Origin of the sequence: Streptomyces sp. NPDC004609 (genome assembly GCF_042873655.1) — a bacterium.
Classification (GTDB): Bacteria; Actinomycetota; Actinomycetes; order Streptomycetales; family Streptomycetaceae; genus Streptomyces.
The window spans coordinates 18,682-38,081 of record NZ_JBIALS010000017.1; the positions used below are offsets into that span (position 1 = coordinate 18,682).

At 72.0% G+C, this 19,400-nt stretch carries 17 protein-coding genes; 6 read left to right on the plus strand and 11 right to left on the minus strand.

What is annotated here, in order from left to right; translation table 11 throughout:
• Positions 1 to 18: 18 nt before the first annotated feature.
• The 4 genes from ACFYT4_RS18345 to ACFYT4_RS18360 are packed head-to-tail and all read right to left on the minus strand — an operon-like array spanning position 19 to position 4,829.
• Complete coding sequence (locus tag ACFYT4_RS18345) at positions 19 to 675, minus strand: ATP/GTP-binding protein (protein WP_389269617.1); 657 nt, start codon at positions 673 to 675, stop codon at positions 19 to 21.
• Positions 656 to 1,063 carry a DUF742 domain-containing protein gene (locus ACFYT4_RS18350; RefSeq protein WP_389269618.1) on the minus strand — a complete coding sequence of 136 codons (408 nt, stop codon included), beginning with the start codon at positions 1,061 to 1,063 and terminating at the stop codon, positions 656 to 658. The genes ACFYT4_RS18345 and ACFYT4_RS18350 overlap by 20 nt, the downstream gene beginning before the upstream one ends.
• The gene (locus ACFYT4_RS18355; RefSeq protein WP_389269620.1) at positions 1,060 to 1,545 is read right to left on the minus strand and encodes a roadblock/LC7 domain-containing protein; all 486 of its coding nucleotides are present in this window, start codon (positions 1,543 to 1,545) and stop codon (positions 1,060 to 1,062) included. Before ACFYT4_RS18355 ends, ACFYT4_RS18350 begins: the two co-directional genes overlap by 4 nt.
• Positions 1,542 to 4,829 (minus strand): nitrate- and nitrite sensing domain-containing protein, encoded by a 3,288-nt coding sequence (locus ACFYT4_RS18360; RefSeq protein ID WP_389269622.1) that lies wholly within the window; start codon positions 4,827 to 4,829, stop codon positions 1,542 to 1,544. Before ACFYT4_RS18360 ends, ACFYT4_RS18355 begins: the two co-directional genes overlap by 4 nt.
• A 373-nt stretch (positions 4,830 to 5,202) precedes the next feature.
• Here ACFYT4_RS18360 and ACFYT4_RS18365 point away from each other — a divergent pair, with 373 nt between their 5' ends.
• Entirely contained in the window at positions 5,203 to 5,994 is a 792-nt protein-coding gene (locus tag ACFYT4_RS18365; protein WP_389269624.1) for a hypothetical protein, read from the plus strand.
• Positions 5,995 to 6,267: 273 nt separating this feature from the next.
• Here the strand turns inward: ACFYT4_RS18365 and ACFYT4_RS18370 are convergent, their stop codons facing one another.
• From ACFYT4_RS18370 to ACFYT4_RS18380, 3 genes are all read right to left on the minus strand, one after another.
• The gene (locus ACFYT4_RS18370; RefSeq protein ID WP_389269626.1) at positions 6,268 to 6,921 is read right to left on the minus strand and encodes a DUF305 domain-containing protein; all 654 of its coding nucleotides are present in this window, start codon (positions 6,919 to 6,921) and stop codon (positions 6,268 to 6,270) included.
• Positions 6,922 to 6,926: 5 nt separating this feature from the next.
• The gene (locus ACFYT4_RS18375; protein WP_389269628.1) at positions 6,927 to 7,580 is read right to left on the minus strand and encodes a DUF3105 domain-containing protein; all 654 of its coding nucleotides are present in this window, start codon (positions 7,578 to 7,580) and stop codon (positions 6,927 to 6,929) included.
• A gap of 140 nt (positions 7,581 to 7,720) precedes the next feature.
• Positions 7,721 to 8,035 (minus strand): hypothetical protein, encoded by a 315-nt coding sequence (locus tag ACFYT4_RS18380; RefSeq protein ID WP_389269629.1) that lies wholly within the window; start codon positions 8,033 to 8,035, stop codon positions 7,721 to 7,723.
• Between the two features lie 265 nt (positions 8,036 to 8,300).
• Here ACFYT4_RS18380 and ACFYT4_RS18385 point away from each other — a divergent pair, with 265 nt between their 5' ends.
• On the plus strand, positions 8,301 to 9,662 hold the full coding sequence (locus ACFYT4_RS18385) for a glutamine synthetase family protein (protein ID WP_389269631.1): 1,362 nt from the start codon (positions 8,301 to 8,303) through the stop codon (positions 9,660 to 9,662).
• A 223-nt stretch (positions 9,663 to 9,885) separates the two neighbouring features.
• On the plus strand, positions 9,886 to 10,077 hold the full coding sequence (locus ACFYT4_RS18390) for an antitoxin (protein ID WP_389269633.1): 192 nt from the start codon (positions 9,886 to 9,888) through the stop codon (positions 10,075 to 10,077).
• 159 nt (positions 10,078 to 10,236) lie between these two features.
• Here ACFYT4_RS18390 and ACFYT4_RS18395 read toward each other — a convergent pair whose 3' ends face one another.
• Together ACFYT4_RS18395 and ACFYT4_RS18400 are read right to left on the minus strand one after the other, a co-directional pair.
• A complete protein-coding gene (locus ACFYT4_RS18395; protein WP_389269635.1) occupies positions 10,237 to 10,668 on the minus strand; it encodes a VOC family protein in 432 nt (143 codons plus the stop codon).
• A 125-nt stretch (positions 10,669 to 10,793) separates the two neighbouring features.
• On the minus strand, positions 10,794 to 11,327 hold the full coding sequence (locus ACFYT4_RS18400; RefSeq protein ID WP_389269637.1) for a pyridoxamine 5'-phosphate oxidase family protein: 534 nt from the start codon (positions 11,325 to 11,327) through the stop codon (positions 10,794 to 10,796).
• Between the two features lie 258 nt (positions 11,328 to 11,585).
• Between ACFYT4_RS18400 and ACFYT4_RS18405 the strand changes: the two genes are divergently transcribed.
• Positions 11,586 to 14,564 carry a bifunctional [glutamine synthetase] adenylyltransferase/[glutamine synthetase]-adenylyl-L-tyrosine phosphorylase gene (locus ACFYT4_RS18405; protein WP_389269639.1) on the plus strand — a complete coding sequence of 993 codons (2,979 nt, stop codon included), beginning with the start codon at positions 11,586 to 11,588 and terminating at the stop codon, positions 14,562 to 14,564.
• Between the two features lie 33 nt (positions 14,565 to 14,597).
• Here the strand turns inward: ACFYT4_RS18405 and ACFYT4_RS18410 are convergent, their stop codons facing one another.
• Entirely contained in the window at positions 14,598 to 15,200 is a 603-nt protein-coding gene (locus ACFYT4_RS18410) for a TetR/AcrR family transcriptional regulator (RefSeq protein ID WP_389269641.1), read from the minus strand.
• 234 nt (positions 15,201 to 15,434) lie between these two features.
• Here ACFYT4_RS18410 and ACFYT4_RS18415 point away from each other — a divergent pair, with 234 nt between their 5' ends.
• Together ACFYT4_RS18415 and erm are read left to right on the plus strand one after the other, a co-directional pair.
• Positions 15,435 to 17,003, plus strand: a complete 1,569-nt coding sequence (locus tag ACFYT4_RS18415; RefSeq protein WP_389269643.1) for an amidohydrolase — start codon at positions 15,435 to 15,437, stop codon at positions 17,001 to 17,003.
• Positions 17,004 to 17,726: 723 nt separating this feature from the next.
• Positions 17,727 to 18,614, plus strand: a complete 888-nt coding sequence (erm, locus tag ACFYT4_RS18420) for a 23S ribosomal RNA methyltransferase Erm (RefSeq protein WP_389269645.1) — start codon at positions 17,727 to 17,729, stop codon at positions 18,612 to 18,614.
• A 26-nt stretch (positions 18,615 to 18,640) separates the two neighbouring features.
• On the opposite strand, the gene ACFYT4_RS18425 is transcribed toward erm, so the two are convergent.
• On the minus strand, positions 18,641 to 19,129 hold the full coding sequence (locus tag ACFYT4_RS18425) for a beta-class carbonic anhydrase (RefSeq protein ID WP_389269647.1): 489 nt from the start codon (positions 19,127 to 19,129) through the stop codon (positions 18,641 to 18,643).
• Between the last annotated feature and the right edge of the window lie 271 nt (positions 19,130 to 19,400).

Here is a 19,400-nt window from a genome sequence, read left to right on the forward strand (position 1 = left end):
GGTGTCTCTTCTCTCTGTTCACTCAGGAGTTTCTTCGAGCGCGTGGGCGACCAGTGACAGCAGTGACTCGATCACCGTGAACCGCTTGCGCGCGTCCATGATCACGATCGGCACGTGTACGGGTATGGTCAAGGCCTCCCGTACGTCCTCGGCCTCGAACAGCTCCGAGCCGTCGAAGTGGTTGACGGCGACGATGTACGGCAGACCGCTGCTCTCGAAGTAGTCGAGCGCAGGGAAGCAGTCCGGCAGCCGGCGGGTGTCGGCGAGCACGATCGCGCCGATCGCACCCCGGACCAGGTCGTCCCACATGAACCAGAAGCGCTGCTGGCCGGGTGTGCCGAAGACGTACAGCACGAGATCGTCGTCGAGCGTGATCCGGCCGAAGTCCATGGCGACCGTGGTGGTCAGCTTCCCGGGCGTCGCGGAGAGATCGTCGGTCTCCTCGCTGGCCTGGGTCATCAGCGCCTCGGTCCGCAGCGGGGTGATCTCCGAGACCGCGCCGACGAACGTCGTCTTGCCCACGCCGAAGCCGCCCGCGACGACGACCTTGGCGGCGGTGGGGGCGCGGGTGTGGTCCAGCTGCCACGCCTGGAGACCGTCCTCGGCGGCGGTGGGCTGCGGGGGCACCCGGGCGGGGAGCGCGGCGGGCAGCGTGTCAGAGGCGGCGGAGTCCACTCAGCACCCTTTCGAGCAGTGCGCGTTCCGGGCGTCCGGGGCCATGCCCCGTGCCGTATACACGAATCTTTCCCTGGTCGGCCAGGTCACTGAGAAGCACCCTGACGACGCCCAGTGGCATCTGGAGGATCGCCGAGATCTCGGCGACGGTACGCATCCGCCGGCACAGCTCGACGATGGCCTGGAGCTCGGGCATCACCCGTGACGACAGATCGCCCTTGGGCAGCTCCGGCCGGTCGGCGGGCGCGTCCAGGGCGGCCACGAACGTCTCGACCAGCAGCACATGGCCGAAGCGGGTACGGCCGCCGGTGAGCGAGTAGGGCCGTACGCGCGCGGCACGGCTGTCGCCGCGCACCGGCAGTCCGGACGGGGTGGTGGCGGCGGTCACTGGGTGGCCTCCCTGGACAGACGGAGTTCGCTGCGGAGTTCAGGAGTCAGGACATGTCCGGCGCGGCCCACGAACAGGCCCATGTGGTACGCGACCACGGCCATGTCGCAGTCGGCGTCCGCGTGGACCCCGAGCAGCGATCCGTCGCTGATCGACATGATGAACACGCAGGCGTCCTCCATCGCGACCATGGTCTGCTTGACCCCGCCGCCGTCCATCAGCCGGGCGGCGCCGATGGTGAGACTGCCGATGCCGGAGACGATGGTGGCGAGGTCCGCGCTGGAGCCTCTGGGGCCGCCTTCCCGGTGCACGGGGCCGGTGGGAGGGAGGTTCTGCGCGGGGTCGGAGGAGAGCAGGAGCAGTCCGTCGGACGAGACGACGGCGACGGAGCGCAGTCCTGGCACCTCCTCCACCAGATTGCTCAGCAGCCAGTGCAGATTGCGGGCCTCACTGCTCAGGCCGAACGTCCCGGTCGCAGTCAACTGCGTGCCTCCTCGACTGTGTCCCCCGCTTCTTGTGGTCCCGCCGTGCGCGCGATCTCGGCCTCGGCTTCGCGGCGCCCCTCCTCGGCGGCCTGCTGGAATCCGCCCAGCCTGCGGCGCAGTGCCTCGGCGTCCACGCTGCCGGTGCGTTCACCGCGCGCGGGGGCGGGCTTGACGACCCTGGGCGTGCGCTTGGGCAGCCCCTTGTCGGTGACCCGGTCCCAGACGGGCGCGTTCACCGGGCCCGTGGGCGGGAGCGGGCCGTCCGGTACGGGCGCCCCGGCCCGCTCGGACCCGGCGCCGGGCCGGTACGCCGTCCCCTGGTGCGGTGTCGTGGCGTGCGGTGCCTGGTGCGGTGACGTGTCGTACGGGGCCGCCTCCCGCGGTGTCGTGTCGTGCGGTCGTGTGTCGTGCGGTGTCGTGTCGTGGTGAGCGGACGCGTACGGCCCGGGCCCATGAGGTCCGGTCCGGTGCTGCCCGGGCTGGTGGTGCGGCGTGTCCCGGTGCCAGGGCTCGTGGCCGGTGGCGGTGGGGTCGGCGGGGGCGGCGGGGGCGGCCTCCGGGTGTACGGCGTCGGGGCCCACCGGGTGCCGGTGTAGGGCGTCGTACGCGGGCGAGGGCCCCGGGACGGAGGGCGCGGGAGGGGTCTCCAGGTCCGGCAGCCGCATCTCGAAAGTGGTCTCGTCGCCCCCGGCGTACCCCTGGTACTCCCCGTACCCGGTCGCCGCCGTGTCCTCCGGGTAGCCGTCCGCCGTCCGCCCGTGCGCGTCCGGCTCGGGCTCCGCCGCGCGTACGGCGGCCTCGGCGGCCTCCACCAGCGGGTCGGGGGCGGGGGCGAGCGCCGGTGCCGCGTGCCGCGGACCGCCGGGCAGGGTGTTGGAGTTGGCCTCGGCGGCCGACCCGGGCAGCTGGACCGGGGGCGTGGCTGACGGCACCGCGGGACGGATCTCCGCGGGCGGCTCCTTGGGCAGCAGCGCCTGGGGCAGGACGACGACCGACGTGATCCCGCCCTGCCGCTGGTCGCGCAGCTGCACCCGTACACCGTGACGGGCGGCGAGCAGCGCGGTGACGCGCAGCCCGAGGCCCTCCTCACGGCCGGACGGGGTCTCGAACGCGGCCGGGTTCTCCAGCCGTTCGTTGAACTCGGCGATCCGCCCCGCGGGCATCCCTATGCCGTTGTCCTGGACGGAGAGCATGACCTCGCCGCTCTCCAGCAGCCAGCCCGACAGTTCGACGCGGGCGTCCGGCGGCGAGAAGGAGGTCGCGTTCTCCAGGAGTTCGGCGACCAGGTGGCTGAGGTCGTCGGCGGCGAACCCGGCGACCTGGGCGTGCGGCGGCAGGGACTGGATGACGACCCGCTCGTACCGCTCGATCTCGCTGACGGCCGCGCGCAGCACATCGACGAGCGGGACCGCGCCCGGGTGCCCCTGGGAGTGCTCGACACCGGCGAGCACCAGCAGGTTCTCGCTGTGGCGGCGCATGACGGTGGCCATGTGGTCGAGCTTGAAGAGGGTGGCGAGCCGGTCCGGGTCCTGCTCGCGCTCCTCCAGCTTCTCGATGACACCGAGCTGGCGCTCGACCAGGCCGAGGGTGCGCAGGGAGAGATTGACGAAGGTGTGGTCGACCGCGTGGCGCAGCCGGTGGATCTCGGCGGTCAGCTCGTCGGTGCGGCGGCGGGTCTCGGCGCGCTCGGCGGCGAGTTCCGCCGTCAGTTCCGCGCGTTCGGCGGCGGACCGGGCGGCGAGGTCCGCGCGCTGGGCGGCGAGTTCGTCGGCGAGGCGCGCGGTGTCGGGGGCCGGAGCGCCTCCCGAGGGGACGCCTCCGGCAGGCGCGGTCCCGGCCCGGGTCGGTGCGGCCGGGGCCGAGGCCGCCGGAACCGGACCGACCGGCCCCGGACCCGCCGGGTGGTGCGCGTTCCGGTGGTTCACGGCCGGGGCGGGGTGCTCCGGGCGGGCGGCGCGGGCGCCGAGGTCCAGCACCTTCGCGTGCAGGGCGTTGAGGGACCGTACGACCTGGGCGAACTCGTCGTTGCGGCCCGTGAAACCGACGGGCTCCCCGGTCTCGGGCGAGGTGGCGAGACGGGCCGCGCCGATGCGCAGGACGGCGAGCGGGCGGGTGATCGTACGGAGCAGGGCGGCCAGCACGGCGACGGCGAGCAGCAGCAGTCCGCCGAGGACCCCGATCCGTACCTCCAGCGCGGTGACGTCGTCGTCGCGGAGCTGTTCGAGAGCGGTGATGCGCTCGGAGGCCAGCGAGGACTCGACTCCCCGCATCTGCTCGATCCGGGAGGTGAGCGAGCTCTCCAGCTTGTCCCGGTCGGACGTGAGGTCGCTCTCCGAGAGCACGGGCTGATCGGTGAGGCGGGTGAGATAGGACTCGGCGGACTTGACCTCGGCGCCGGTGACGGTCGCGGCGAGGGAGTCGCGGGCCTCCTTGTCCGCGGCCTGGTCGAAGTCGGACAGCGCGGCCAGTTCGCGTACGCGGGACTGCTGCGCGAGGGCGCTCAGGGAGTCACGGGTCCGTTCGGCGGCCTTGTCGCTCTCGCTGCGCTCCTCGGCGACCGGGAGCCTGGTGACGGAGTCGACGGTCTCCTCGGGCTCCTTGGGGCGCGGCATGGAGAGCGCGGCGACGAGCAGCCCCCGGGTGGCCGACGCCTGCTCGACGGCGAGCCCCAGGGCGGCGGGCGCACGGGTGCCGTCGGCGGCGCGCGGCGGGGTCTTCTCGGTCAGTTCGTCGGCGAGCGCGTGGAGATGGGTGATGACGGCGGTGTACGAGCGGTGGGCCTCCAGCGCCGTGCCGTCGCCGGTGAGCGCGGTACGGCGGACGGAGGGCACGGTCGCCAGCTCGCGGCGCAGCCCGGCGCGGTCGTCGGGGATGGAGCCGCGGATCTCGTCGATCTGCCGGTCGACACGGGCGCTGCGGGTGTCGGTGGTCCTGCGCCGTTCCGCCTGGGAGCCCTTCTGCCTCTCCCGTCCCGCGGCGATGTACGCGGTGACCTCGTCGCGCTCGTCGGCGAGCGAGTGGGCGAGGGTCACGGCCTGCCGGTTGAGCTGGGCGAGGGTCACCAGCCGCTGGGACTCGTGCAGTTCGGTGGAGGTGGCCAGGACGCCCGGGGTGCCCGCGCCGACGACGATCAGTCCGACGACGGCGACTCCGACGACCAGCCGGCTGCGCACCCGCTTGGCACGGCCGCGGGCGACGGGAACCGGCGAGGTGTCCGGCGCCGGGGATGTCGCAGGGGTCAGGGGGGCGGCCGTAGGGGCCTGGGGCCGCTTCTTCTGCACCGGTGCTCGCAATCCTGCTTGACTCGTCCAGTCCGTGAACCTTGAAGCAGAGATGACGACCGGTCACACACGAGATCCCACCCCTGGCACGACTTCAGACGATTCCAGTGCTTTTGGGAGGGAGGCGCGCATCGGCCGCTCCGCCACCTGAACGAGTGAACATCACTGAGGAGTTGGCGAACAACTCCTCTCGGTGGCCGGACGGGTGACCCGGGTGACGCTGACTGGATCTTCCGCGCTCCCTTTGGCAGGATGCGCGCCCGCAGCGCGCCCGAGGCACCTCTCAGGGCATCCGAACACCGTCTGACCTGGCCGTACGGAGGAATCCCTCGGTTGTGCAGGGCTCGTGAACGAGTCATGCAGACTGGGGTTCATGCGCATCGAACTCGCCACTTCGCCCGGTTCCGCCGAACGGCCCGACGAGGACTGGGTATCCGTGGCCCTGCCCGCCTCGGGCCAGGGCGGATCCCTGGTGACACTGGACGGGGTGACGCCTCCGGAGGGTGACTACGGGTGTGTGCACTCGGTTCCGTGGTTCACCGCGCGGCTGGGGGGTGCGCTGCTCGAACTGTCCGGTTCTCGCCCCGATCTGACGTTGACCGACATCCTCTCCGCGGCAATTGGGCGCACCGCCGACGCCCACCGGGACACCTGTGACCTTTCTCACGTGAGGACTCCGCAGGCCACGGTGGTCGTCGCTCGCTGGGGCGGGCCCGAGGACGCGGTGGAGTATCTGGTGCTCTCCGACTCCACGCTGCTGCTGGAATCCCCGGGCGGTGAGGTGCGCGCGGTTCTGGACGACCGTATCGACCGGCTGCCCCGGGAGCGGCTGCGGACCCATGCCTCGGCGGACGCGCTGCGCAACGCGGAGGGCGGCTTCTTCACGGCGGCGGCGGATCCGGGGGTCGCGTCCCGCGCGGTGACGGGCAGTCTGCCCCGTGCCGAGGTCCGCGCCCTCGCCGCGCTCACCGACGGCGCGTCCCGGTGGGTCGACATGTTCGCGGAGGGCACCTGGACGGACTGCGTCGCGCTCCTGCGCAAGGAGGGCCCCCAGGCCCTGATCGACCTCGTCCGCACCACGGAGTCCGCCGCCGCGGCGGCGGCCGGTGCCCCCGTCCGCTGGAAGCTCCACGACGACGCGGCGGCCGTCTTCGCCGAACTCTGAGCCCGGCGCGTCCGGCCCCGCCGGCGTACGGACAGCGGCGTGGTGCCGGGGCAGGCGAGCCCCGCGGAATCCGGACGGGACGCGCTGGTCACCGCGCTAGGGCGTGTATCGAAAGTCCCGCCTGGCCTGCGACGCCCAGCACGCACACTCGCTGCGTTGTCGGAATCACCCAAGTACGTCCAGTACGAGGGCGACCCTCCGCCTTGCGATTGCACGCACCGGACGCCGCAGGCCCCGCCCTCCGGGCGGACGGCGCTACTTTCGATACACGCCCTAGGTGCGCACCTGCGCGCCCCGCTTCTTCAGCAGATCCACCATCAGCTCCACCTCGGAGCGCTGGGCCGCGACCATGCCCTCGGCCAGCTCCTTCTCCGGGCCGACCGTGCAGAGCTTCGCGCAGCCCTGGGCCATGGCGACCCCGCCGTTGTGGTGGACGATCATCAGCTGGAGGAACTCGATCTCCGCCGCCTTGCCGCTGAGACGGCCCAGCCGGTCGAGGTCCTGCTGGGTCGCCATGCCCGGCATCAGCGTGCCGTCGACGGGCTTCGGGTGGCCCGCGTGCCCGGCGTGACCGCCCGTGCCCGCCATCCACGCCATCGGCTCGGCGTCCGCGTCGAACTTCGGCAGACCCCACAGATCCAGCCAGCCCAGCATCATGCCGCGCTGATTGGCCTGCGTATTGGCGATGTCGTACGCCAGCCGGCGCACGTCCTCGTCCTCGGTGCGGTCCCGCACGATGAAGGACATCTCCACCGCCTGCTGGTGGTGCACGGACATGTCCCGCGCGAATCCGGCGTCCGCCGAGTCCGTCGAGGGCGTGCGGGGCCCGGAGTCGCCGCCGTCCCCCGCGGAGGCCACCGTCGCGGCCCCCGCGAACAGGAGTGCCAGGACGACCGCCGCCACGGCCGCCCAGTGCGTACGCGTCATCACCGTCACTTGCCGTTCAGCTGGCTCATGCAGGCCGCCCCCGGCTCGGGGGTCTGCGGGCCCTGCACGTACTTGGTGAAGAACTTGCCCACCCGCGGGTCGTCCGCGGTGGTGACCGTCAGCTGCTTGCCCCACGCGGTCAGCATGATCGCGCCCGGCTGGTCCTTCACGGGGCTGATCATCGAGTACGAGGTCTTCTTGACCCGCTCCTCCAGCTTGGTCACCTCGGCCTTCGGCGCCTTGTCGTTGTAGGTCACCCAGACCGCGCCGTGCTCCAGCGAGTGCACGGCGTTCTCGTTCGCGATGGGCTCCTTGTAGACCTTGCGCTCGCAGTTCATCCAGGCGTTGTGGTGGTCACCGCCCACCGGGGGCTTCTCCGGGTAGGAGACGGCCTTGCTCACATGGTTGCGGCCGAGCTTCTTCGCGTCCCAGGACTTCTCGCCCGTGATGGGCTCCTTGGACGCGGCGAGCTCCTGCTCCTTCTTGTCGCTCTCCTTGGTCAGCACGTAGACGCCGAAGCCGACGAGACCGGCGACGACCAGGCCGCTGACCCCGATCGTGATGAACCGGCTGCGGCGCTCGCGGGCCACCTCGGCCTTCCGCATGGCCTCTATGCGGGCGCGGCGGTCGTTGGCGGCGGAGTTCTTACGGGAAGCCATGATGTGTCGTCCTTCGTCATGAAGTGATCAGAATCGATCAAGGGGGATACCGGGGCGCGTGCCGTGCCGAAGGGGCCGCATCCGCAGGACAGTGCCGTGCATCTCGGGACGGTGTCCAGCCGTGACCCTCGGGACGGTGTCTAGATGCGGAGGACCTGAAGGACGTGCAGGCCGGGGGCGCGCGGCGGGGCGTCGGAGAGGGGCCGCCCGGCGGCTCGCGGCGGCAGGTCGAAGCGCGGGGGCTGCTCCCCGGCGGCCGGCGGGTCGTCCAGCGGCGGCGCGGTCAGCACGGCGGCGCTCACCAGGGGCCGCAGGCCGCAGGCGCCGTTGTCGTACGGACAGGAGAACGCGGGCACCGCACGGTCGTCGGCGGCCCCGGAGTGCTCGTCGGCGGGCGGACTGAAGCAGATGAAGAGCGCGCCGAGGAGCGTCGCCGCGGCACTCAGCAGTGCCATGGGACGCGTGGTACGCGCGATGTGGCTGAGCCGCGGACCCCCCATGTCCGCAGATCGTAGCGAGCGAGCCCGCCGGGCACCTCATACGGGGCGGTAACGAGTCCGGCGCACCGGGCCGCCGGGGCCGGATCCCGCGGGCCTCGGGCTCGTCCACGGGTGGCCCCTGACACACAATGGGATCGGCCGGGGTTCGCAACCTGCCTGAAACCCGTGGATGGGATGCTCACGGGAGCAGGTCGGCTTGACCAGCAAGGATTGGGTGGAAATGGATAAGCAGCAGGAATTTGTGCTCCGCACGCTGGAAGAGCGCGACATCCGCTTCGTGCGCCTGTGGTTCACCGATGTGCTCGGCTTTCTGAAGTCGGTCGCCGTCGCACCCGCCGAGCTTGAACAGGCATTCGACGAAGGGATCGGTTTCGACGGCTCCGCGATCGAGGGCTTCGCCCGGGTCTACGAGTCCGACATGATCGCCAAGCCGGACCCCGGCACCTTCCAGGTCCTGCCCTGGCGCGCGGAGGCCCCCGGCACCGCCCGGATGTTCTGCGACATCCTGATGCCGGACGGCTCGCCCTCTTTCGCCGACCCGCGCTTCGTCCTGAAGCGGATCCTGGCCAAGACCTCCGACCTGGGCTTCACCTTCTACACCCATCCCGAGATCGAGTTCTTCCTGCTGAAGGACAAGCCGCTGGACGGGTCCCGCCCGGTGCCCGCGGACAACTCCGGATACTTCGACCACACCCCCCAGAACGTCGGCATGGACTTCCGCCGCCAGGCGATCACCATGCTCGAATCCATGGGTATCTCGGTCGAGTTCAGCCACCACGAGGGCGCCCCGGGCCAGCAGGAGATCGATCTGCGGTACGCGGACGCGCTCTCCACCGCCGACAACATCATGACCTTCCGGCTGGTCATGAAGCAGGTGGCGCTGGAACAGGGAGTCCAGGCGACGTTTATGCCGAAACCGTTCAGCGAGCACCCGGGCTCGGGCATGCACACCCATCTCTCCCTCTTCGAGGGCGACCGGAACGCCTTCTACGAGTCCGGTGCCGAGTACCAGCTCTCCAAGATCGGGCGCTCCTTCATCGCGGGCCTGCTCCGCCACGCGGCGGAGATCTCCGCCGTGACCAACCAGTGGGTCAACTCCTACAAGCGCATCTGGGGCGGCTCGGCCCGCAGCGCGGGAGCGGGCGGCGAGGCACCCTCGTACATCTGCTGGGGGCACAACAACCGCTCCGCCCTGATCCGCGTCCCCATGTACAAGCCCGGCAAGACGGGCTCGGCGCGGGTCGAGGTCCGCTCCATCGACTCGGGCGCGAATCCCTATCTCACCTACGCCGTGCTGCTGGCCGCCGGCCTCAAGGGCATCGAGGAGAGCTACGAACTCCCGCCGGGCGCCGACGACGACGTCTGGGCGCTCTCGGACGGGGAGCGCCGGGCCATGGGCATCGAGCCACTGCCGCAGAACCTCGGCGAGGCGATCTCCCTGATGGAACGCAGCGAACTCGTCGCGGAGACCCTCGGCGAGCACGTCTTCGACTTCTTCCTGCGCAACAAGAAGCAGGAGTGGGAGGAGTACCGCTCCGAGGTCACCGCGTTCGAGCTGCGCAAGAACCTGCCGGTCCTGTAGTACCCGGCGTGGCCGGGCCGTGCTGAACCGTATCCCCTCGGGTGCCGGGGGCGCGTCGCGGCGGTCGGACGGCTCTCGCCCGCCAGGCGGGGAAGCCCCTGTTCCCCATGCGGGACCGCCGCGCGGAGGCCGGGATCACCGGGCCCGTTCCGCCTCGACATGCGAACCGGGCCGTGTCCGGTGACCCTGGAAGGGCGGGGGACATGCGGCGAAAGGGTGACCGATGTCCGTGATGGACAAGCTCAAGCACATGCTGAAGGGCCATGAGGCCCAGGCCGACAAGGGTGTCGACAAGGCGGGAGACGCCGTCGACGAGAAGACCCAGGGCAAGTACAGCGGCCAGGTCGATCAGGCGCAGGACAAGATGAAGGGCCAGTACGGCGGAGGAGAGGGCGATCAGCCGCCCCGGACCTGACGGGGCACCGCTTCGGCGGTGACGCGGTCCGTGACAGCGGTCCGCGTGACAGAGATCCGTGACGAGACGGTCCGGCCCGGAGGCGAGCGCCTCCGGGCCGGACCGCGTCCGGGCGCCGCCGTCCGGGCGCGCGGGTGACTACGGGAGCGGGGCCGTCGCTCAGCGCTCCGCGAGCGGTGACGGGGCTTCCTGGACCGCCCAGCCGTTGCCGTCCGGGTCCGTGAAGAACACGAAGGAATTCCACTCGCCCCCCGGACCGTCGGCCCAGCCGTCGTCCCCCACGTGCTGGATCGGGGTCACGTCCACGGAACGCTCGACCAGCGCCTCACGTGTCGCCGCGAGGTCCGTCGAGCAGAGCTGGAGGCCCTGGAGCTGCCCGGGTACCAGGCCCGGCTGGCCCGGGTTGTCCGGAAGGCCGCTGCTGAGGGTGATCGAGCAGCGGGAGCCGGGCGGGGTCAGCTGGATGATGCGGATACCGGGGGCCACCTCCTGGTCGACGTCGACCTTGAAGCCGCAGCCCTCCTCGTAGAACTTCTTCGAGCGTTCGAGGTCGGTGACCGGGACCATGATCACTTCAAGTGTCAGTTCCATCGGTGGACATCCCTTCGGGGAACTTCGGTGAACGGTGTGCGTCGGTGTACGTGGACGTGTGCCCGGCTCGGGTCGGGCCGTGACGGACGGGACGGGCGGGCGGACCCGTGGGTTCGGGCCGGGTTCTACCTCCCCGTGAACCGGAAACGGGTCTGGCCGTAGGTGCCCTTGGCGAACCCGAAGACCGTACGCGGCTCCACCCGGTACACCACCGCGAACCCGCCCTGGCCGACGAATCCGCCGTCGCGGACCGTGAAGGACCACATCTCGCCGTACTTCGCGGTGTACGCGCGGGCCAGCGGAGCCAGCCGCTCCGCGTCGGTCAGCCGGACGGCCGTGCCCTCGACGACCAGGTCGTATCCCTCGTGCAGGGCATTCGTCCCCGTGGTGAGGGCCACTTCCGGGTTGTCCCGGAGGTTCTTGTTCTTCCGCTCGTCGGCGCCGGTGCAGAAGTGCAGCGCGTCGTCCAGCCAGACGGCGAGCACCGGGGTCACATGCGGCCGGTGGTCGGGTCGCACGGTCGTCAGCCAGAAAACCTCGGCGGAAACCAGGCGGTCGACCGTCCCGGCCCAGTCGGACGCCTCCGCCGCGGGATCGCTGTAGCGGCGGTCGAGTTCGGCCAGGGGCGCGTTCGCGGACCTGGGCGTGGGCTCGGTCATGGCACAGGTGTCCTCTCATATCGGCATCGGCATCGGCGGCGTCGACCGTACCGACGCCCCATCCTCAACGGTCGTACCGAGTTTGTCAGTCATATGTTCGAAGAGTGTGTGTTCTATTGGACGCGCCGGGGAGGCCGTGTTCCGCGCCGCGGGGACTCGTCGCCGGGTCGGCGGTACGCGCCCCTGGGGCTAGGCTCATTGCCCGGGCCCTTGATCGCGGGACATGACGTGGCACAGGCGTGGGACGGGAGCGACGGGATGACGGTGCCGGGACGCAGAAGCAGTACGTTCACCCGACTGCTGCGACACGGCTTCACCGACCCCGGTGCCGCCGAGCGGCTGCTCGAACTGCCCGTCATGGCGCCCGTGCGCACCGACCCCCTCCTCCTCGACGCGCTCGGCGCGGCCGCCGACCCCGATCTCGCGCTCCAGGGCCTCGTACGCCTGGCGGAGGCCCAGTCCGACCGCGTGTTCCTCGACACCCTCGTCACCTCGAAACCCCTGCGCGACCGGCTCCTCGGTGTGCTCGGCGCGTCCGAGGCGCTGGGCGACCACCTGGCCCGCCACCCCGGCGACTGGCGGGTGCTCGCCACCTACGAGGCCGCCGATCTGCACCCCGGCGTCGAGGAGTTCGAGGACTGCCTCGCCGACGCCACCGATCCGGTGGGCCTGCGCGTCGGCTACCGGCGCTGTCTGCTCGCCATAGCCGCCCGTGATGTGTGCGGGACGACCGATGTCGCCGAGACCGCCGCCGAACTGGCCGACCTCGCCACCGCCACCCTGCGCGCCGCCCTCGCCATCGCCCGCGCGGCGGCCCCCGGGGACGCCGCTCTGTGCCGGCTCGCGGTCATCGCCCTCGGCAAGTGCGGCGGCCATGAACTCAACTACGTCTCCGACGTGGACGTCGTCTTCGTCGGCGAACCCGCCGCGGGCGCGGACGAGAACAGCGCGCTCCAGGCAGCCACCCGGCTCGCCTCCCATCTGATGCGGATCTGCTCCGAGACCACCGTCGAGGGAACCATCTGGCCGGTCGACGCCAACCTCCGCCCCGAGGGCCGCCACGGCCCGCTCGTACGGACCCTCTCCAGCCACGTCGCGTACTACCAGCGCTGGGCCAAGACCTGGGAGTTCCAGGCGCTGCTCAAGGCGCGCGCGGTCGCCGGGGACCCCACGCTCGGCGAGGACTACATCGAGGCCGTGTCCCCCCTGGTGTGGCAGGCCGCCGAGCGGGACAACTTCGTCGCCGACGTCCAGAAGATGCGCCGCCGGGTCGTCGACAACATCCCGGCCGCCGAGGTCGAGCGCGAGCTGAAACTCGGCCCCGGCGGGCTCCGGGACGTCGAGTTCGCCGTACAGCTCCTCCAGCTCGTGCACGGCCGCGCCGACGCGACCCTGCGCAGCGGCAGCACCCTGGAGGCGCTCCAGGCACTCGCCGCGGGCGGCTACGTGGGACGGGCGGACGCCGCCCAGCTCGACGAGGCGTACCGGTTCCTGCGCGCCATGGAGCACCGCATCCAGCTCCACCGGCTGCGGCGCACCCACCTCGTACCGGAGGACGAGGACGATCTGCGGCGCCTCGGACGCTCCCTGGGCCTGCGTACGGACCCCGTCGCCGAACTCAACCGCGAGTGGCGACGGCACGCCTCCGTGGTGCGGCGGCTGCACGAGAAGCTCTTCTACCGGCCGCTCCTGGACGCCGTGGCGCAGCTCGCCCCCGGCGAGACCCGGCTCAGCACCAAGGCCGCGGGCCAGCGGCTGGAGGCCCTCGGCTACGCCGACCCCGCCTCCGCGCTGCGGCATCTGGAGGCGCTGGCCTCCGGCGTCAGCCGCAAGGCCGCCATCCAGCGGACCCTGCTGCCCGTGCTCCTCGGCTGGTTCGCCGACTCCGCCGACCCCGACGCCGGACTCCTCGGCTTCCGCAAGGTCTCCGACGCGCTGGGGAGGACACCCTGGTATCTGCGGCTGCTGCGCGACGAGGGCGCGGCGGCGGAGAACCTGGCCCGGGTGCTCTCCGCGGGCCGGCTCGCCCCCGATCTGCTGCTCCGCGCGCCCGAGGCGGTCGCCATCCTCGGTGACCCCGGGGGGCTGGTGCCGCGCCGGCGGGACCATCTGGAGCCGGAGACCCTCGCGGCCGTGGGGCGCGCGGAGACCGCCGAGGCCGCCGTCGTGGCGGCCCGCGGGGTACGGCGCCGGGAGCTGTTCCGTACCGCCGCCGCCGATCTGATCAGCTCGTACGGCACCGAGGACAGCCCCGCCGAGCCGGACACCGGCGCACTCGTCGACCAGGTCGGCGGCGCGCTCACCGACCTCACCGCGGCGACGATCGCGGGTGCGCTCAGGGCCGCCGTGCGCGAGCGCTGGGGCGACGAGCTGCCGACCCGCTTCGCTGTCATCGGCATGGGGCGCTTCGGCGGCCACGAACTGGCGTACGGCTCCGACGCCGATGTTCTGTTCGTGCACGAGCCGCGCGAGGGCGTCGACGACCAGGAGGCGGCCCGGGCCGCCAACACCGTCGTCGAGGAGATGCGGCGGCTGCTCCAGCTTCCCAGCGCCGACCCGCCGCTCCTGATCGACGCGGATCTGCGGCCGGAGGGCAAGAGCGGGCCGATGGTCCGTACCCTCGCGTCCTACGAGGCGTACTACCGGCGCTGGTCCCTCGTCTGGGAGAGCCAGGCGCTGCTGCGCGCGGAACCGATGGCGGGGGACCCCGCGCTGGGCGCCCGCTTCATGGAGCTGGTCGATCCGCTGCGGTACCCGGCCGAAGGGCTCGGCGACGACGCCGTACGCGAGATCCGCAGGCTGAAGGCCCGGATGGAGTCCGAGCGGATGCCGCGCGGGGCCGATCCGACGCTGCACACCAAGCTGGGACGGGGCGGGCTGAGCGATGTCGAGTGGACCGTGCAGCTCTTCCAGTTGCGGCACGGATGGGCGGAGCCGGGCCTGCGCACCACCCGGACCCGCGAGGCCCTGGCCGCCGCGCACGGCGCGGGCCTCATCGGCACGGAGGACGCCCAGATCCTGGACGAGGCATGGGTGCTGGCGACCCGGGTGCGCAACGCGGTGATGCTGGTCCGCGGCCGGGCGGGGGACACCTTCCCGTCGGACGGCCGCGAACTGGCGGCGGTGGGCCGCTACCTCGGATACGGGCCGGGCCATGTCGGCGACATGCTGGACGACTACCGCCGCATCACCCGGCGGGCGAGAGCGGTGGTGGAGGTGCTGTTCTACGGGGCGTGAGGCGTCGGGCCGGTGCCGGGGCCCGGTCGGCCGTCAGTCCCGAAGCGTCCGCAGGCGGTCCAGGCATCCGCCCAGCGCCAGTTCGAACGCCGCGTCCGTACGGTTCGCGGGGGCCGCCGCGAGGGCGCGGGCCAGTTCGGGGGTGCTCGTCTCGTCGGGCAGCTCCCACATCGTCTCGGGGGCCGCCAGATCCAGTGCCGAGCCGAGGATCACATTCTCCAGCGTGATGATCGCCGTCATGACGTCCGCCGGGGCGAACCCCGCGCCCAGCAGCACCCGCACCGCCTTCTCGTAGCCCTCCAGCGCCCTCGGCGCACGGACCGGTGAGGCCATCAGCAGCGGGATCACCCGGGGGTGCGCGGCGAAGGCCGCCCGGTAGGAACGGGCCCAGGCGGCCAGGGCCTCGTCCCACGGCCGGCCGGCCGGGAAGGAGGTGTCGATCCCGTCGGCGACCCGTTCCCGCATCAGCTCGACGATGCCGTCCCGTCCGTCCACGTGGTGGTAGACCGAAGCGGTCCGGACCCCGAGCCGCCGCGCGATCGCCGGGACGCTGAACTCGCCTTCTTCGCCGACGAGCTCCAGCGCGATGGTGGTGACGCGCTCCGGATCGATCAGCGGTGTGCGGGGCCGCCCCATGGTCTCGATCTCCCCGATAGGTCTTTCCGGATCTCCTGCCGTGAGGTTACCTGGCCAAAACCGAAAGCCTTTAGGTTTACGGTTGTCCGGGCGGATGTCCCGGTGCGTACGGCACGGGCGGTCCGCCGCGGCTTCCGTACCGACCGGGCGGACGCCGTATCCGTACCCGATCCCGGCGGGCGCCGTACCCGCCGACCCGCACCACCAGCACCGACCCTCACCCAGGAGTGATCCGTGTCCGCAGCAGACATCGTCCTGACCGGAGCCAAGGTCCGCACCCTCGACCCCGCCCGGCCGTATGCCACCGCCGTGGCCGTCAAGGACGGCCTGATCGCGGCGGTCGGCGACGAGGCCGATGTACGGGACTGGCGCGGATCCGGCACCGAGACCGTCGATCTCTCGGGGGCCACCCTCACTCCGGGGCTGACCGACGCGCACAGCCACCCCATCTGGGGCATGGAGCTGGCGACCGGGGCCGATCTGTCGAAGATCACCGACCTGGACGGACTGCTCGCGGCCCTGCGCACGACCGAACGCATCGACGGCTGGGTCATCGGCTACGCCCTCGACCACAACGCCTTCGGCGGCCGGCCCCTCCACCACGACCTCATCGAGGAGGCCCTGAACGGCGCCCCCGCCCTCATCCGCCTCTACGACGGGCACTCCGCCCTGGCCAGTGCGGCCGCGCTGAAGATCGCGGGCATCGACGGGCCGCGCGCCTTCGACCAGCGCTCCACCGTGGTCTGCGACGCCCAGGGACGGCCCACCGGGCATCTCGTCGAGCACGCCGCCATGGACCTCGTGGGCGACCGGCTGCCCCGGGCCTCCTTCGCCGAGCGCGGCGAACGCCTGGTCGGTCTGCTCGGCGCGATGGCCGCGACCGGACTGACCTCCGCCCATGTCATGGACCTCGGGGGTGAGTCCCTCCGGCTGCTCGCCGCCGTCGAGGAGAACCACGACCTGCCGCTGCGGCTGCGTCTCGCGCCCTGGTGCATGCCGGGCGCGGGCCCGGACGAGCTGGCCGAGCTGATCGCGGTCCAGGGACGCGGCGGCCGGGACTGGAAGGTCGGCGGGGTGAAGTTCTTCATGGACGGCACCGTCGAGGGCGGCACCGCGTGGCTGGAGCACGCGGACTGCCACGGCCAGGGCACCGACGCCTTCTGGCCCGACCCCGCCGCCTACAGCGCCGCCGTACGCCATCTGCACGCGGCCGGTGTGCAGACGGCGACCCACGCGATCGGCGACGCGGCCGTACGCCATGTGCTGGACACCGTCGCATCGCTGGGCGCGGGCGGCCCCCGCCATCGCGTCGAGCACATCGAGACCGTTCCCGACCATCAGCTCCCGCGCTTCGCCGAACTGGGCGTCTTCGCCTCGATGCAGCCGCCGCATGCCGCCTACACCCGCGCCGACCACACTGACGAGTGGTCCGCCCGCCTCGGCGACGAGCGCGCGTCCCACGCCTGGCGCTGCCGGGATCTGCGCGACGCGGGAGCGGTCCTGGCCCTCGGCTCCGACTGGCCCGTCGCCCACTTCGACGCCCGTGACGTCCTCGCCATGGGCCGCTCCCCGCGGGGTGCCTCCGAGGGCATCGGGCTGACGGGCCTGATGGCCCTCGAAGGCTGCACCAGCCACGCGGCGCTGGCCGCGGGCGAGTCCGGCGTCGCGGGTCGTATCGCCCCCGGCTACCGCGCCGACCTCACGGCCTTCACGCTGGACCCGGTGACCGCCCCCGCCGACGAGATCCCCGAGGCCCCGATCCGCCTCACGCTCACAGCGGGCCGTATCGTCCACCGCGACTGACCCGCCCCTGCCCCCGTCTGAGTCCGGCCCGGGCCCGGGCCCGGGTCCGGGCCCGCATCCGCCCGAGCCCAGGGCCCCGGCCCGGCGGGGCGGCCCGCCTCCGGGGCCGGGCTTCGGACGGTCGCTCGCCCGCGCCGGTGCACGCTGCCTGGGCCCGGCGACGATAGCCAGGGCCCGGCTCGGGACGGCCGCCCGACCGTGCCCGGGCACGCTGCCCGGGCTCAGGACGGCCGCCCTGCCGGATCGCGCCCACCGCCCATGCCCGGCGCGCCCGCGTCCGGGCTTGGCCCCGTACCCGCTGTCCGGGCTTGGGACAGCCTTCCGCCGGATCGGGCCGCCCGCGTCCCGCGTACGGGCGGTGGTGCGGGGCGGCCTCCCGCTGGACCGGTCGACTCGCCCGCGCCCGCCGTCCGGGGCTTCCGCTGTCCTGGCCCGGCACCCGGGGAGGCTCAGGGCGGCCGCCCCGATCGCGCCCCGGGGTCCGGGCGTTCGGGCCCGTGGGGCCGGGTGCCGTCCTGGTCGGCGGTGCCGAAAATGCGGTTGGGGTCGGCCCGCAGAGGCCGCTAGGGTCGGTTCCCATGTGTGGAGGTATCGCTGTGATGAGGTTCCGCCGCTCCTAGCGGCGGACCCGGACTCTCGTGGGAGAGGTTCCGCCGCTTCAGCGTGTACGCGCCGAGCGGCCTTCTGTGCTGCCCGGCTCACCTCGAAGCCGCGGAGAACCTCTTGCACACGCACCGCCCGGGCCGGCATGAGCTCGGTCAGAACTTCCTCGTCGACCAGGCCACGATCGGAGCCTTCGTCGAACTCGTCACGCACACCCAGGGGCCGATCATCGAGATCGGGCCCGGCGACGGTGCGCTGACACTGCCGCTCCAGAGGCTCGGCAGACAGCTCACCGGTGTGGAGATCGACGAACGCCGGGCCCTGCGGCTGGACCGCCGTACCTCTCGGTCGACGACCATCGTCACCGCGGACTTCCTCCACTTCAGGGCACCCGCGACACCGCATGTGCTGGTCGGCAATCTGCCCTTCCACGAGACGACCCCGATGCTCCGCCGCATCCTCCGCTCGCCCGCATGGACCGACGCCGTACTGCTGGTGCAGTGGGAGGTCGCACGCCGCCGGGCGGGGGTCGGCGGGGCGACCCTGATGACGGCGCAGTGGTGGCCCTGGTTCACCTTCCGTCTGGTCCGGAGGGTCCCCGCCTCGGCGTTCCGGCCACGGCCGAGCGTCGACGGGGGACTGCTGACGATGACCCGGCGGGACGCCCCGCTGGTGGCGCCCGCCGAGCTGAAGGAGTATCAGGACCTGGTGCACCGGGTGTTCACCGGCAAGGGGCGCGGCCTGGCCCGGATCGTGGCGACCGCGGCCCCCGGACTGCCGGGGGAGTCGATCCGGTGCTGGATCCGGCGACACGGGATCGGCCCGGCGGCGCTGCCGAAGAATCTCACCGCCGAGCAGTGGGCCGATCTGTTCCTGCTGACCCGGCGCCTCCGGCTGCGGACCGGGGGCGCCGGACCGGCCGCCGGGGCCCGGTGGCGCGGGGCCGGCTCCCCGGGCCGGGACCGGTCGCGGCGGAAAGCGCGTCCGCCCCGCCCGCACGGCGGATGAGACACCCAGGTGCCCTTCAATCCCCCTCATTTCACCTCCTTCAGTTTTCCGGTGGCGACATCGAAGATGAATCCGCGAGTCGCCCCGGTGTGTGGAATAAAGGGATCCGCCTTAATGCGGCGAATGGACTGACGGACATCCTCCTCAAGGTTCGAAAATGCCTCCGGAGCCCATGGGGGGCGGATTCCGATCTTCTTCTCGATCTGTTGCTTGAACTCGTCGTCGGTGAAAGTCTGCATGGCGCAGTCCGTGTGGTGGATCAGCATGATCCTGCGGGTGCCCAGCAGGCGCTGGCTGATGGCCAGTGAGCGAATGGCGTCCTCGGTGACCGCGCCGCCCCCATTCCGGATGATATGCGCGTCCCCCTCGTTCAGTCCGAGCATCGCGAAGATGTTCAGCCGGGCGTCCATGCAGGCGACGACCGCCAGCTCCCGGGCGGGCACGAGGCCGAGCGGACCTGCGAACGACGCCGCGTAGGACTCATTGTTGGCCAGGAACTCATCGGTCACCGACATGCTTCTCCTCGCTATCTGCTGACTCTGTGCGAACCGGGATTTCTTCCCCGCAAGCAACGTACCCGCCCCGAATTCGAACAAAAAAGGGGTTGGCTAGTATGCGCCACCGGATTGCGAAGCCCGGCGGTGCTCGGCGTACCAACCGCAGCCGTGTGATGCCTGTTTTACCGAGATGTCACTGAGGTCTGTGTGAAAGGTGGGGAATGTGTTTCCCCGTCATGCTCCCGGCCCGTTCCGAGGCGTATGCCGAGAGGGCGTCTGCGGCGGTTCC

Excerpts from the sequence above, each read along its gene's own strand:
- ACFYT4_RS18385 (WP_389269631.1), top strand. The coding sequence starts at position 8,301 with ATGGATAAGCAGCAGGAATTTGTGCTCCGCACGCTGGAAGAGCGCGAC.
- ACFYT4_RS18370 (WP_389269626.1), bottom strand. The coding sequence starts at position 6,921 with ATGACGCGTACGCACTGGGCGGCCGTGGCGGCGGTCGTCCTGGCACTC.
- ACFYT4_RS18395 (WP_389269635.1), bottom strand. The coding sequence starts at position 10,668 with ATGGAACTGACACTTGAAGTGATCATGGTCCCGGTCACCGACCTCGAA.
- ACFYT4_RS18375 (WP_389269628.1), bottom strand. The coding sequence starts at position 7,580 with ATGGCTTCCCGTAAGAACTCCGCCGCCAACGACCGCCGCGCCCGCATA.
- ACFYT4_RS18400 (WP_389269637.1), bottom strand. The coding sequence starts at position 11,327 with ATGACCGAGCCCACGCCCAGGTCCGCGAACGCGCCCCTGGCCGAACTC.
- ACFYT4_RS18425 (WP_389269647.1), bottom strand. The coding sequence starts at position 19,129 with ATGTCGGTGACCGATGAGTTCCTGGCCAACAATGAGTCCTACGCGGCG.
- ACFYT4_RS18380 (WP_389269629.1), bottom strand. The coding sequence starts at position 8,035 with ATGGCACTGCTGAGTGCCGCGGCGACGCTCCTCGGCGCGCTCTTCATC.
- ACFYT4_RS18405 (WP_389269639.1), top strand. The coding sequence starts at position 11,586 with ATGACGGTGCCGGGACGCAGAAGCAGTACGTTCACCCGACTGCTGCGA.
- ACFYT4_RS18365 (WP_389269624.1), top strand. The coding sequence starts at position 5,203 with ATGCGCATCGAACTCGCCACTTCGCCCGGTTCCGCCGAACGGCCCGAC.
- ACFYT4_RS18410 (WP_389269641.1), bottom strand. The coding sequence starts at position 15,200 with ATGGGGCGGCCCCGCACACCGCTGATCGATCCGGAGCGCGTCACCACC.
- ACFYT4_RS18390 (WP_389269633.1), top strand. The coding sequence starts at position 9,886 with ATGTCCGTGATGGACAAGCTCAAGCACATGCTGAAGGGCCATGAGGCC.